This window comes from Pelagicoccus albus (assembly GCF_014230145.1).
GTDB classification, from domain to species: Bacteria; Verrucomicrobiota; Verrucomicrobiia; order Opitutales; family Opitutaceae; genus Pelagicoccus; species Pelagicoccus albus.
The window spans coordinates 53712-66825 of the sequence record NZ_JACHVC010000005.1 but is presented as its reverse complement, the minus strand read 5'-3'; the positions used below and the strand labels follow the sequence as shown (position 1 = coordinate 66825).

Genomic DNA, 13114 nt, shown 5'->3' with positions numbered 1-13114 from the left:
ATACCCTACCGACAATGGACGAAGATACAGTATTTCTCACTATGGATGAACGAGTCGAAAAGGCTCTCGAACACACTTCCGGTGAATTCGCATCCGTAAATACAGGCAAGGCCAACCCTGGCATGGTTGAAGGCATTTCAGTCGAAGCGTATGGAAGCCAGATGTCCCTGAAGGAGATGGCTGCCATTACCACTCCAGACGCTCGCACCATCGCCATCCAGCCTTGGGACAAATCCACTTTGAAGGCTATCGAGAAAGCGATCCTAGCCTCTAACATCGGGATCACTCCTGCCATCATGGGCGATGTTATCCGCCTCCCTCTTCCAGAGCTAACAGGCGAACGCCGCCAGGAACTAGTCAAGGTTGTCGGCAAGCAAGCTGAAGATGGACGCGTAACCATCCGCAACGCTCGTCGCGAAGCAATGGACGCTCTCAAGAAGCTTCAAAAAGCGGGCGACATCACCGAGGACGACTTGAAGGACGACGAAAAGGAAATCCAGAACAAGACCGACGAAGCCATCAAAAAGATCAACGATCTCTTGGCTGCTAAGGAAAAGGACCTGACCACCGTTTAGTCCCCAAACGAACCGGAACTTTTGTTTAAGGCTGTAGGCGCTGGCCTACGGCCTTTTTCCTTCCAGAAGCCCACCCTCTCCTCCACTCCATTCCAATGAGACGCGTCGTCATCAAACTCGGTACGGGAATTCTGACCCACGGTATCGGCCAAGTAGATACAGATCGAATCAACAAGATTTGCTCTCAGGTGGCGGAACTTCGCAAACGCGGCATCGAAACTTTGATCGTGAGTTCCGGGGCGGTCGGCATGGGCATGGGCGTCCTAAATCTGCAAGCCCGCCCTAAGACAATGGCTAAGCAGCAGGCATGCGCGGCGATTGGTCAGTCTAGGTTGATCCAATGCTGGCAAGATGGCCTATCCCCGCACGGACTAATCGGAGGGCAAGTGCTTCTGACTCACGACGATCTAAGGATTCGCAACCGCTACGTAAACGCGAAGGCGACCATCGACCAGCTTCTCGCTTTCGGAGTCGTTCCCATCATCAACGAAAACGACACCGTATCCTCCTACGAAATACGCTTTGGCAACAACGATATTCTGGGAGCCATGGTGGCAAGCCTATGCGATGCCGACCAATACCAGATCCTTTCTACAGCCCCGGGCTTGATCGATATGGATGGCGATGGACTGATTATTCCCGTGGTTGAGAAGATTACGCCCGAGATCCAAGCGCTCGCCAAAGGCACCAATTCCCCCACTGCGGTAGGCGGAATGGTATCAAAACTAGATGCTGCGATTCTTGCCGCTGACTCAGGCAGCGAAACCTACATCGCCAATGGAGCGGCGGAAAATATCATTCTGCGCATTATCGACGGCGAGCAAGTGGGGACACGCTTTCTCCGTTCCACCAAGCCGATGGGATCAAAGAAACGTTGGCTGGCTTACTTCCAGAGAAGCAGCGGCTCTTTGACCATAGATTCGGGAGCTAGCGAGGCGATCATTCAAAAAGGCAGCAGCCTTCTGGCAGCAGGGGTGACCGGTTTCAAAGGGGTTTTTCGCACAGGAGATGTCGTCGATATTCAAAACGCGGACGGTGAAACCATTGCTCGCGGCGAGATCAGTTTTTCCAGCACCGAAATGACATCCATCTTCAACAAGACAGCCTCCGAGCTGAACGAGCTGTATCCGGACCGAACTCGATTAGAAGTCGTGCATCGGGACGCTTTGGTACTGCTTTAGGCCCGCAAAACTCGCCAAGTCCTCCGCTCCGCGCGGAACGCGCAAGAAAATGCTTCTTCCGCGAGGAATGATCCCTCTTACTGGACTCGAATGGATTTTGAAATAGGCCCAGGCAAAAACACATTTGAAATTCCCGAGATCGATTTTCGGGCCGAACTGAACGACGAACAATTCGCCGCAGTCACTGCCAAGCCAGGCCCCCTCCTGATCCTCGCTGGCGCTGGTTCTGGAAAAACCCGCACCCTCACCTATCGCGTCGCCTATCTGCTAAGCCAAGGCGTGCGAGCCGGAGAGATCCTGCTGTTAACATTCACCAACAAGGCAGCCAAGGAGATGCTGACCCGCGTAGAAGAGCTAACCGGCGTGGAAGGCCGCAGCTTCTGGGGTGGGACTTTCCACAGCATCGGACATCGCTTGCTTCGCATGCACGGAGAGGCTATCGGCGTCCCGAAGAATTTTACTATCCTCGACGCAGGCGAAGCCGAAACCGTGCTGAAGCATGCCGTGGAATCCGTGGAGTCAGCCTTCTTCAAAAACAAGACCCACCCCAAGCCAGGCCCGCTTTCCTCCATCATTAGCATGGCGAGAAACACCTGCGAATCGATCGAACGCACCGTGATCGATTTTTTCCCGCAGCACCACGAGTTCATCGAGCGAATAGAGGGCTTCGCCGAGGCATACGCCAAACGCAAGAAGGAGCAAAACGTAGTCGATTACGATGACCTGCTCGTCTTCTGGCTCAAGTTATTGGACGAGGCCCCTGAGGTCGCCGAATATTACCAGCAACGTTTTCGCCATTGCTTGGTGGACGAGTACCAGGACACAAATGTCCTGCAGGCCGCCATCATCGACAAAATGGCTCCGCATCACAGGATCATGGCCGTGGGGGACGACGCCCAATGCATCTACTCTTGGAGAGGCGCGAACTTCGACAATATCCTAACCTTCCCGGACCGCCATCCCGAGACGGAAATCCTCCGCATCGAAACCAACTACCGGAGTACTCCGGAAATCCTAACGATGGCCAATGCGATCATTTCGAATCGCACCACCGCTGGTTTCGACAAGGTTCTTCGAGCCCACAAACCATCGAGTCAAAGGCCATACGTCGTGCAGGCCATGGATACCCGCGAACAGGCCCAATTCGTGATCACTCGCATCCGCGGCCTTATCGACGAAGGCCATGATCCCAAGGAAATCGCCGTTCTTTACCGCTCCCATTTCGTAGCCTTGGACATGCAAATGGAGCTCTCACGGGCCGGCGTGCCGTACCAAATCACCAGCGGCGTGCGCTTCTTCGAGCAAGCCCACATCAAGGACCTAGTTGCCCATTTGCGGCTCGTCTACAATCCCGCAGACGTCTCCGCTTTTCTTCGGATTTTCCTGCTTCTTCCGAAAGTGGGGGAAAAGACCGCTCAGAAACTCTACGACCACACCCTCGCAATCGCCAAGAAGAACGAGATCGACTTCATCGATGCTCTCCGTCACGAGGCGACTATCAAAAAAGCTCCCGCCGCCGCCCGAGCCGATTGGGAATCCGTCGCACTCAGCCTGCGAGACATGAAGCAGATCGCCGATAGCGGAAGCCCCGACGAAGTTGTTCAGGTCGCAATCGATGGCTGGTATTCTTCCTATCTTCAGGGAGCCTACGCCAATTATTCAAATCGCTTGGAGGATCTCAATTCTCTGGTTGGATTCGCAGCTCGTTTCGAGGAAATGCAGGAACTTATCGCTCAGATCACGCTCCTAAACTCCGAAACCGCAGACCGCATGGAAGAGTCCAACGAATCCATCCGCCTCACAACTGTGCACCAAGCGAAAGGCCTCGAGTTCAACGTGGTGTTCGTAATCGGAGCTGCGGATGGCTTTTTCCCGACGCGTCGATCCATTGACACGGGTGACACCGAAGAGGAAAGAAGGCTTTTCTATGTGGCCGTAACTCGTGCACGAGATGAGCTTTACGTGCTGTATCCCAAAATGAATACCAAAGGTGGACCGAGCATGTTCCTCAACCCAAGCCGCTTCCTGCAAGAAATCCCAACCGACCTATTTGAGCCCATTCGAATCCGAAGAAACTACGGCTGGTAGCCAATAATCCCATTTCAAATGAAACGCCTAATCACTTTCCTCACCCTAGTAGCTCTCGCCGCAACCGCCAGAGCAGAACTCACTGTTATTTCGTCCGCCCACCGCGAAGCGGATTCTTTCAAACGTTTCTCTGAATATCTCACCGGCAAGCCGAGCGAAGGCCGCTACGAGATCATTCGCAGCGATGACTCCAGCAGGGACGGGTTCTATGTTTCCTTGCTGGCCAGTGACAAAGCGGCTATCGAGCAAGTATCCACTGTCAAAGTACAGTTTGTCCGCGCGGGTACTCTGGAAATCGAGAGTTTCGAAAAGAAGGCGGATTCTCTGAAGAAGAAGCGAATCTTGGTCGGCTTTACCGAATCCGAATGGCACGGATCCAAAAACCATCCCATGGCTTGGAAAATCGAGCTTCTTGATTCCGCCGGTACAGTCTTGGAATCCGCCCAGAGCTTTCTTTGGTCCGAGTAGGACGGCTTGGAGAGACTGCCTTCCGATGCGCGAATGGACGCCATGGAAAACCCTTGATATTCTCCAGCCCTTCAGTGAGCAAAGCCTCTCGGAAACTTTAAACGGAGGCCAGGCCTTTCGCTGGAACTATTCGAAAAAAGACGAATATTGGCTAGGAGTCTGGGGACAGAATGTAGCCCGACTCCGCCTCACAGAAAAAGACTGTATCCAGTTTTCCCATCCAATTGACCATTTAGGATGCGAGACGGAATTGGCCCGATACCTAAGAGCTAAGTTCGATTGGGACCTCGCCATCAACAATCTCCCTTGGCGTAGCGATCCACATCTGGAGGCTGCAATTTCCGCCTTCACTGGATTACGAATCCTTAAACAACCCTTCGGCGAGGCAGTCCTTTGCTTTCTCTGTTCCGCCACCAAACAGATTCCCCAGATCAAGGTCATGTGCGAACGCATGGCACTTCGATTTGGGAATGAATTGACCGCAGGTATTCACGCCCTACCGACATGGAATCAACTTGCAACAGCGAGCGAGACCGAGCTCAGAGAGCTTGGGCTCGGTTTCCGTGCCAAGAATATAAAGAAGACCGCGGACATCCTCGCCCAGCATCCTGAACTCCTAGACCAAATCGAAGCGAGTCCCTATGCGGAGGCCAAGCAGCGTCTGGTCGAGCTACCCGGCGTCGGAGAGAAGATTGCCGATTGCGCCCTTCTATTCGGAGCGGCTAAGCTGGAGGCGTTTCCAGTAGATACATGGATCATCAAAGTCCTTGAAAATCGCTACGACCTTCAAGCCTGGACTCCTAGCCAACTCGCCCAGTTCGGTCGCATACACTACGGAGCCTACGCAGGCTTCGCCCAACAGTTCGTATTTTCCTACGAGCGTGCCACCGCAGTTACTCAAAGATCAAAGAAGTGAATACAGACGTGAAAGATTCCCATTGGGCAGAGCTTGCCCGCGAAGTAGCCACTAAAGCCCACCACGGCCAATTTAGAAGAGATGGGATCACTCCTTATATCGCCCATCCGGAAGCCGTTGCATCCCGGGTCGAAACCGATTTGGAAAAAGCGGTTGCCTGGCTACACGATGTCGTGGAAGACACGGAAACGAGCACACAGGATTTGAAATCACATGGCTTCCCGCCTCAAGTAATCGAAGCGGTGGCGACTATTACCAAAATGCCTGGCTTGCCATACGAGGAGTATTTGGATCGCGTCCGGGCCAATCGTTTGGCCCGCGCCGTGAAAGTGGCCGATATGCTTTCTAATCTCTCAGACCACCCCACTGAGAAGCAGATCGTAAAATACGCAAAGGGCCTTCTCTACCTACATCCGCGTCCCGCAACCCATAAATGAAAAGAATCATCCTAACCCTTGTTGCGTGTTGCTCAATTGGACTAGAAATTTGGGCCGCAGAAAAACCGATCGAGCCATTTCCCAAAGCAAAAGAAATTCTCTCTGAAACTGGATATCGCGGCACGATCCTGATCTATGACCTCGATCACGACACATACCACGCCAGCGGCCCAGCAATTGCAGATGAGCGATTCATTCCCGCTTCAACTTTTAAGATCCTAAGCGCGCAAGCCGCCTTGCAATCAGGTGTCATCGCAAACGCCTCCACAATCATTCCATGGGATGGGGTCGTTCGCGGGAGGCAGGAAACAAACCAAGATTTGGACCTTACCCATGCCTTTCGCATTTCCGCGGTTCCTCACTTCCAAAGCTTAGTTCGGAAAATTGGATACGATCAAATGCAAGCCTACATCGATTCCATCCCCTACGGAAACCAGTCCATAGAAGGCGGCATCGATAAGTTTTGGCTAACAGGCAAACTCAGGATTTCGCCACGCGAGCAAATCCAATTTCTCACGAACTTGTATCACAATAAACTGCCTTTCGACCAATCGGTAATGGATGCCGTCAAGGAGATGCTACGCAATCCTGAGGAACCGGAAACGCAGTACTTCGCCAAAACCGGATGGGCAACATTGGAGAATAACCTAAACGTTGGCTGGTGGGTGGGCTGGGCAGTACGAGACGACCGAAGATTGTTTTTCGCAACCGTCATCGAATCCCCCAACCCAGCTGATAACTTTGGCTTAGCACGCATTGAGACCACAAGAGAAGCGCTCGATGAAGCGTTCCAAGAATTCGAGTGATGAGAAGTTCAAATGAACTCCGTACCCTCTTGCAGCGCATCGACGGTCGTCCGTATCCAGCCTACAGGGACATCAAGGGAAGCTACGATTTCGAGTCCTTCACGCTGCGAATTGAAAAAGTGCAAGGAGACCCATTTGCCTCCCCTTCTCGCGTGAGCGTAACCATTTCCCACCAAAGGTCCGGGCTTCCAGCTTCGACATTCTCCAACAAGTCCAGACGCATCGGCAGCGAAAATTGCCTCGCCTCCCTCTTCTCCAAAGCCTGCCGAAAAGCTTCTGGCCAACGTGGTTCCGGCAAATCAGGACTGATCAGCATCGACACACCAGGCCAGGAAATGCTGGAGCGAAGCTGCCTACAAATCGGAACGAACGAGACGACAGCGAGCTTTTCCCTAGGCTTACCAGCCAATGGACGCCGCATAAATGGAAGGACTGCGAGCGAGCTACTCCTCAATCAACTTCCAAAGATAGTGAGCTCGGCTCTTATTCCCAGAGACGATGATCTCGATACAATATCACGCTATGCAGACGCCGCCGAAGACGCGGATTACCTCCGCAGTCAGTTAACTCCAAATGGCCTGGTAGCCTTCGTAGCAAACGGAGCCATTCTCCCTCGCAAATCCGGGGTAGACCAAGGCCCCCTTTCCGAGGCGGTTGCCTTCCAATCCCCCACCACCCTACGAAGAAGCTTCAAGCTTCCCCATGCAGGAGTCGTATCCGGGATGGCAATACCTGAAGGAGTCACCCTGATCGTTGGCGGTGGCTACCACGGAAAATCCACTCTTCTCGCCGCTATCGAAAGAGGCGTTCACAATCATCGCCCGGGAGATGGTCGAGAGCTGGTTGTCGCTCTAAGCGATGCTGCAAAAACGAGAGCCGAGGATGGCAGATCTGTAGCTAGGATAGACTTGAGCCCCTTTATCGGGAAGCTACCGGGAGATCGTGACTCCTCAGCATTTTCCACTCAAAACGCATCCGGCTCCTCCTCTCAAGCTGCTTCAATCATTGAGAGCTTGGAAACCGGCTCGAAGGTCTTGCTGCTCGATGAGGACATCTCTGCCACCAATTTGCTGATACGCGACGAACGAATGCAAAAACTGATCGCCGCCGACAAGGAGCCGATCACCCCCTTCGTCCAGCGAGTTAGGTCACTGTATCGGGATTGTGGGGTATCCACCATCATCGTGCTCGGAGGATCGGGTGACTATTTCGAACCAGCCGACTTGGTTATTGCGATGGACAACTACCTGCCACGCGATCTGACCCAGGAGGCCAAAAAGCTCAGTGGCCCGTCTCAAGATGCCGCTGCTCTGAGCCCCAAGAAGCTCGCTCTCCAGCCAGAGCAATCCTCTCGCTTCGCCCTACCCGATTCCATCAATCCCTATGTTTCAGGACGCGGTGCCCAGCCGAGAAGCAAAATCAAGGCTCGCGACCTGCGTTCACTCGGTTTCGGAAAAGAAGAAATCGACCTTTCTCTCGTTCCACAATTGGTAGATTCCTCCCAAGTCCGAACCATAGGAGCCGCCCTTCGTTACGCCGTAGACCAGCGACTTTTCGAAACGCTTAGCCTCCCGGAAGCCTTGTCCTGCGTAGTTCAGAAGATTGAGGAGGAAGGTTTGTCCCTCCTTGGAGACTACGATTTAGCCGCCATGCGGCTTCAGGACCTAGCGGCAGCATTGAACCGACTCCGCTCCCTCAAAATTCGGTAGCCTCCGAGCTATGCACACCGACTTCTGCATCGTTGTCTTGACCGACTCCCTTTATCTTCCCGGCACGCTTAAGCTCCTGGAATCATGGCGTCACCACAATCAGCCCCTCCCCGTAGTCGCCCTCAGCAAAGACCCTGAAACGCTAGCCGACTCAAGGCTCCGAGCGATCACGGAAAAGCAGGTCTTACTCGAAACGGATTCTTATCGGGATATCCAGCCTTACAAAAAACGTAGATCCCGCCGGCATGCTGAAACCTTCTACAAATTCGAAGCGTTCCGGGATTTCGGATACCGGAGAAACCTCTTTCTGGACAGCGATATTCTCTGCCTCGGACCGGTTCCGGAGCTATTGGGCGAAAACGACTGTCCCTTAATGGCCGCCCCAGACACCGGTTTTCGGAAAACACGAGGCTACAAGGGGCACTTAGCCGAGGTAAACACAGGCGTACTCTCGATCCACCGGGATTTGCTCGGAGAAAGGACCATTTCTCAGCTAAAGGAAATCGCCCAAAACGAACCTGGCCGCGGTGGGTACAATTCGGGCGACCAAGGGATCGTAAACAAATGGATACACCGAAACGGCATGGCCGTGAGTCTACTCACCCCTGAGTACAACCTTATCAAAAAGGACTATTCGGACTTGAGCGGCCTGGAGACCTGCCGACTTCTCCACTTTTGCGACAGAAAACCTTGGATCAAATCACTCGACCAACCGCACCCATTGGAGGAACTTTGGTTCCGGGGAGGCAAAACTTAATGACGCTTTGCCCTTGTGAGGCTGCCTAGAGAGCATAGTTTGAGTTTTCGAACCTCAACGGAAAAGCAAACAAAAGTGGCATCGACCGACAACCCAGGAGATTTTTTAGATCAACCACCTCGTGTAACTTCGCGACAGCGAATTGCCAAGACCCAGCGAAAACCGTCGGTCCCGATTAGCGAGTCGCTGAGGTTCTACCTGACCGCTTTCAACCGAGAGCACAATCTGCCGGTAAAATACAATCAGCTAGAACGCTTCCAGATGGGAGCGCCTCTCTACGACGCCAACGGGGAAGACACGCTCTGGGAGACCTTGATCTACGAGCCCTTCATAATGAGGCAGCTCAACGAGGGATTGAAGCGGATCTACGCGATCTTGAGATCTGGGGGCGACGAGTCCGTCATGGAGCACCTTTACGTCGACCGCATCGACTACTGCGTATTTGGAAACTCCAAGCCGTTTCGCATCCGCATCGTAAACTCCCGCAACGACAACCAAGACTACTTCTACATCAAAAAGGCGGACGCCTCCCGCGCCTATGGACTGGAGCTTGAGCATCTACTTTCTCCCAATCGCATGTTCTACCTAACCGATGGCGATACCTTGGTAGAAGAGCATGTGGTCGGCCTACCGGGCGATCGGTTTATCGACGATTGGATGCAGAGCCCTCGGCTCAAAGCGATCCGTATCGCCAAAGAGCTGATCAAGTTCAATGAACGCTGCTTCGTTCGGCTCCTTGGGGACATGAGAGCCTACAATTTCGTGGTAGGCATCACTCCTGATTTCGAGGAAACGCAAATCCGTATCCGTTCGATGGATTTCGACCAACAATCCTACGACGGTAGAAAGAACTTCTACCTGCCTCAGTTCTTCAAGGAGAACAATCCGTTGGTAGAATTCTGTACCAGTCACATCGATGCCAAGACAGCCAAACAGTATCAACGCGAGGAACATGCCTTGATATCCCGCCGTATCGACGCAATCAACCTCAGACTCCGCTCTCTTCTGGATAGCATGTCACAAGACAAGCTGGCCCCCATCGAGAATGTGCACCAGCTACGAGAGGAGTTATCTGTCCACTACAAGTCAGACAGTTTCCTGAGCTGCGAATCAATGGGAGCTTTGGTGAGACAGAGCCTCGACCTCATGCGGGAAAGGGCGAGACGCTAGATTCCGGATGGTCATCGATAGCCACATCCACCTTTACCCCGAAGAGCTCTCAAAAGATCCTGAGAGCTGGGCAAAAAGGCGAGGAGAAGGCTATTGGCTCGACTGCGTTGCTCCTCCGAAGAGTAAGAGTCTTCAGGCCTGGAGACGAGTCGACGAGCTGCTGGCCGATATGGACGCAGCTGGCGTTGATAAAGCGATCATCCTCTCCTGGTATTGGGAATCTCATGACACCTGTATCGAGAGCCAAGCTTGGCTTTTGAATTGGACAAAAGATTATCCTGATCGTCTCATAGGCTTCGCTCCCTTTAATGCCAAAGGCGGGAACCAAGCCCTCGAACTTCTGCGAATCGGGCTCGACTCGGGGCTGAGAGGCATTGGCGAACTCAACCCGCCGGCACAAGGCTACTGCTACCACGACGAGATCTTGGCATCAGCACTGGAGCTCGCCTCAGAATACGACGCTAGTGTGAACTTTCATGTCACCGACCCGACCACTCACGACTATCCTGGCAAAATAGAAACCCCTTTCGCGTCTTTGCTCGACCTCGCTAAAAAGCACGAGAGCACCCGTTTTATTTTCGCCCATCTAGGAGGATTAGAGCCAATGCGAAGCGAAGAGGATCTCCCCGACAATATTTTCTACGACACCGCAGCCTGCCCGCTTCTCTACAAAAAGCCTTTGTATCGGAATTTCTGCGACAGTATCGGCCATAAAAAGGTCCTATTTGGAACCGACTACCCCTTAAAGGTTTTTCCGAGAAACCCGAACTCGCCGGACTTCGTAACTGCCCTCGAAGAGATTCGAAACTCGGGACTCGACCAAAACGAACTCGCCGCAGTTTGCGGCCTAAACGCTAAGGAAATTTTCAATCTATCATGACACTCGAAGAACAATTCGAAACCTTCCTCGACAAAGACCCGCAAGTCCCTGCCAGCGCCTACGTCGCCCCTGAGGCCGTTCTCATCGGAGACGTGCGCCTAGGCGAGAACGCTAGCGTTTGGCCCTGCACCGTCTTACGAGGAGATATCAACTACATCGAAATCGGTGACCGCTCAAACGTACAGGACGGCTCCATCGTTCATCTAGCCGACGACCTACCCGTAGTCATCGGAAACGATGTGACTATTGGACACGGAGCTATCATCCATGCTTGTACCATCCAGGACGAATGCCTGATCGGCATGGGAGCCACTGTGCTGGACGGCGCTGTGATCGGACACCACTCGATCGTGGGAGCTGGATCTCTCGTCACGCCTCGCACCATCATCCCTCCTGGAAGCATGGTTATGGGTTCCCCGGCCAAGGTAAAACGTGCCTTGAGCGAAGAGGAACAGGCTAAGGTAAAGGATTGGGCGGCCAAATACGTCAAGGTCTCGGCTGCCTTTAAAAAGCGTGCTGAAGCCTAAACGGGCTCTTCGATGAACTTCGGAGCAAGCCAAAGCGAAACTCCGAAAATCAACCAGCAGCACCAGACAAACCAGTCTCCGTATTTGACGTAAAAGGTTTGTTTTCCTACCCAGCGGCGGTCTCGAGAAATCTCGAAAACCGTCGCTGATTGTTCCCAAGGGTCGAGCGAGCCTTTGATACTGCCGAATTCATCAATCCAGCCGGTCCAGCCATCATTGCCCACTCGAATGATGGGGCGGCGGGTTTCCACCGCCCTTAAGATGGAGTGCGCCCGATGTTGAGCGGCTGCTCCGCTCCTACCATACCAAGCGCTGTTGCTTGCCACAAACAAGAGACTTGCCCCCTCCTTCACAGCGTCGCGGGATATGCTAGGGAAAACGTCTTCGTAACAGACCAGCGACCCCACCCTCAAAGTATTATCCGGCAAATCCAATGGAAGCAACTGAGTCTTCTGCCCGGGGTAGATGTCTCCGTTGATCGGAACGACCTTCTCGATCCAAGGCCAAAACGAGCGTAGCGGAATGTATTCGCCAAACGGAACAAGGTGCTGCTTCGAGTAGTACAGGGGAAACAATCCATACTCAGGCCGGATGACGAATACGCTGTTGTACCATTCGGTCTCGCCTTCGCCCTTCTCGATTCCCATCGCTCCCGCGAAGATGGGAGATCCAAGTCCAGTCGCCAATCGAGTTCCCCAGGCCTCCATGACACCGTCATCATTGAGCGGATACGGAAGTACAGTTTCCGGCCAAAATGCGGCATCTGGCTGGGACGCTTTTAGAGCAAGGGTTTGCCACTCGAGCTGGTTGACGATTTTTCGCTCAAAAGCCTGATCCCATTTCTGGTTTTGAGGGATGTTTGGCTGAATCACCGCCGCCCGAAAGGCTGCTTCTCGCTGCTGTCCTGAACTCAACCTCAAGAGCAGAAAACTGATCGCCACAATAAACGACAGAGCGACGTAAAACTCCGGACAGATTCCACGCTTTCGCGTGCGGGCATATTGGACCAAGCGCAACAGGTAGGCAGCCACGCCAAAATTTAATAGAACGATGGCAAAGGACACGACCCAGCTTCCAAAAATGGAAGCGCTCTGCAGCATAATCGGCTCAGTTGCCTGGCTTGCAGACAACGGGAGCCAAGGGAAGCCAGTTAGGAAAAATCCGCGAATGTGTTCGAAGACTACCCACAAGCCCGCAGCTCCCAAAGTGAGAGGAATCCCGGTCCACATCCCCTCGCCCCTCGCCCGATTCGCCAACCAAGCTGTTCCCAGGGCCCACAGGGCAAAATAGAGCCCCATCACTCCCGCGAGGGAAATCATACCCGCCCAAGTGACGTGGTGCAGCCAAAAGATTAGCGCGATCCAGGAAGCCCAGCCAATCCCCAAGGCAGTAAGGAATACGGAACGCAATGAGGGAGCGAAGCTCAGCCAAATGACAAAAGGAACCAGAAAAACGTAAGCCGCCTCGTTAACCTCGAAGGGAGGAAAACTCGCCACGTAAAAAAGCGGCGTCAAAACGCACGCGATTACGTGGGCGATTCCCTTTCGATTCGCTTCAAACCATTGGGCCAGACCGGTGATCATGCACCGACTCTGATAGC

13 protein-coding genes are annotated in these 13114 nt (G+C 53.3%); 12 read left to right on the top strand and 1 reads right to left on the bottom strand.

Going from position 1 to position 13114, the window contains the following annotated elements:
- The first annotated feature begins 14 nt into the window (after positions 1 to 14).
- From frr to H5P27_RS19900, 12 genes are all read left to right on the top strand, one after another.
- Positions 15 to 575 carry a ribosome recycling factor gene (frr, locus tag H5P27_RS02315; protein WP_185658761.1) on the top strand — a complete coding sequence of 187 codons (561 nt, stop codon included), beginning with the start codon at positions 15 to 17 and terminating at the stop codon, positions 573 to 575.
- Between the two features lie 95 nt (positions 576 to 670).
- On the top strand, positions 671 to 1756 hold the full coding sequence (proB, locus tag H5P27_RS02310; RefSeq protein WP_185658760.1) for a glutamate 5-kinase: 1086 nt from the start codon (positions 671 to 673) through the stop codon (positions 1754 to 1756).
- Positions 1757 to 1846: 90 nt separating this feature from the next.
- On the top strand, positions 1847 to 3844 hold the full coding sequence (locus tag H5P27_RS02305) for an ATP-dependent helicase (RefSeq protein WP_185658759.1): 1998 nt from the start codon (positions 1847 to 1849) through the stop codon (positions 3842 to 3844).
- An 18-nt stretch (positions 3845 to 3862) separates the two neighbouring features.
- Complete coding sequence (locus H5P27_RS02300; RefSeq protein ID WP_185658758.1) at positions 3863 to 4312, top strand: hypothetical protein; 450 nt, start codon at positions 3863 to 3865, stop codon at positions 4310 to 4312.
- 25 nt (positions 4313 to 4337) lie between these two features.
- A complete protein-coding gene (locus tag H5P27_RS02295; RefSeq protein ID WP_185658757.1) occupies positions 4338 to 5228 on the top strand; it encodes a DNA glycosylase in 891 nt (296 codons plus the stop codon).
- Positions 5225 to 5665, top strand: a complete 441-nt coding sequence (locus tag H5P27_RS02290; protein WP_221774578.1) for an HD domain-containing protein — start codon at positions 5225 to 5227, stop codon at positions 5663 to 5665. Before H5P27_RS02295 ends, H5P27_RS02290 begins: the two co-directional genes overlap by 4 nt.
- Positions 5662 to 6471, top strand: a complete 810-nt coding sequence (locus tag H5P27_RS02285) for a class D beta-lactamase (RefSeq protein ID WP_185658756.1) — start codon at positions 5662 to 5664, stop codon at positions 6469 to 6471. The genes H5P27_RS02290 and H5P27_RS02285 overlap by 4 nt, the downstream gene beginning before the upstream one ends.
- A complete protein-coding gene (locus tag H5P27_RS02280) occupies positions 6471 to 8180 on the top strand; it encodes an ABC-ATPase domain-containing protein (RefSeq protein WP_185658755.1) in 1710 nt (569 codons plus the stop codon). Before H5P27_RS02285 ends, H5P27_RS02280 begins: the two co-directional genes overlap by 1 nt.
- Positions 8181 to 8190: 10 nt before the next feature.
- Complete coding sequence (locus tag H5P27_RS02275; RefSeq protein WP_185658754.1) at positions 8191 to 8937, top strand: glycosyltransferase; 747 nt, start codon at positions 8191 to 8193, stop codon at positions 8935 to 8937.
- A gap of 141 nt (positions 8938 to 9078) precedes the next feature.
- Entirely contained in the window at positions 9079 to 10107 is a 1029-nt protein-coding gene (locus H5P27_RS02270) for a hypothetical protein (protein WP_185658974.1), read from the top strand.
- Between the two features lie 7 nt (positions 10108 to 10114).
- Positions 10115 to 10987 (top strand): amidohydrolase family protein, encoded by an 873-nt coding sequence (locus H5P27_RS02265; RefSeq protein ID WP_185658753.1) that lies wholly within the window; start codon positions 10115 to 10117, stop codon positions 10985 to 10987.
- Entirely contained in the window at positions 10984 to 11514 is a 531-nt protein-coding gene (locus tag H5P27_RS19900; protein ID WP_185658752.1) for a gamma carbonic anhydrase family protein, read from the top strand. The genes H5P27_RS02265 and H5P27_RS19900 overlap by 4 nt, the downstream gene beginning before the upstream one ends.
- Here the strand turns inward: H5P27_RS19900 and lnt are convergent.
- Entirely contained in the window at positions 11511 to 13097 is a 1587-nt protein-coding gene (gene lnt / locus H5P27_RS02255; protein ID WP_185658751.1) for an apolipoprotein N-acyltransferase, read from the bottom strand. The genes H5P27_RS19900 and lnt overlap by 4 nt on opposite strands.
- Positions 13098 to 13114 lie beyond the last annotated feature (17 nt).

Coding starts and splice junctions, on each gene's coding strand:
- frr (WP_185658761.1), top strand. CDS start 15: ATGGACGAAGATACAGTATTTCTCACTATGGATGAACGAGTCGAAAAG.
- proB (WP_185658760.1), top strand. CDS start 671: ATGAGACGCGTCGTCATCAAACTCGGTACGGGAATTCTGACCCACGGT.
- H5P27_RS02305 (WP_185658759.1), top strand. CDS start 1,847: ATGGATTTTGAAATAGGCCCAGGCAAAAACACATTTGAAATTCCCGAG.
- H5P27_RS02300 (WP_185658758.1), top strand. CDS start 3,863: ATGAAACGCCTAATCACTTTCCTCACCCTAGTAGCTCTCGCCGCAACC.
- H5P27_RS02295 (WP_185658757.1), top strand. CDS start 4,338: ATGCGCGAATGGACGCCATGGAAAACCCTTGATATTCTCCAGCCCTTC.
- H5P27_RS02285 (WP_185658756.1), top strand. CDS start 5,662: ATGAAAAGAATCATCCTAACCCTTGTTGCGTGTTGCTCAATTGGACTA.
- H5P27_RS02280 (WP_185658755.1), top strand. CDS start 6,471: ATGAGAAGTTCAAATGAACTCCGTACCCTCTTGCAGCGCATCGACGGT.
- H5P27_RS02275 (WP_185658754.1), top strand. CDS start 8,191: ATGCACACCGACTTCTGCATCGTTGTCTTGACCGACTCCCTTTATCTT.
- H5P27_RS02265 (WP_185658753.1), top strand. CDS start 10,115: ATGGTCATCGATAGCCACATCCACCTTTACCCCGAAGAGCTCTCAAAA.
- H5P27_RS19900 (WP_185658752.1), top strand. CDS start 10,984: ATGACACTCGAAGAACAATTCGAAACCTTCCTCGACAAAGACCCGCAA.
- lnt (WP_185658751.1), bottom strand. CDS start 13,097: ATGATCACCGGTCTGGCCCAATGGTTTGAAGCGAATCGAAAGGGAATC.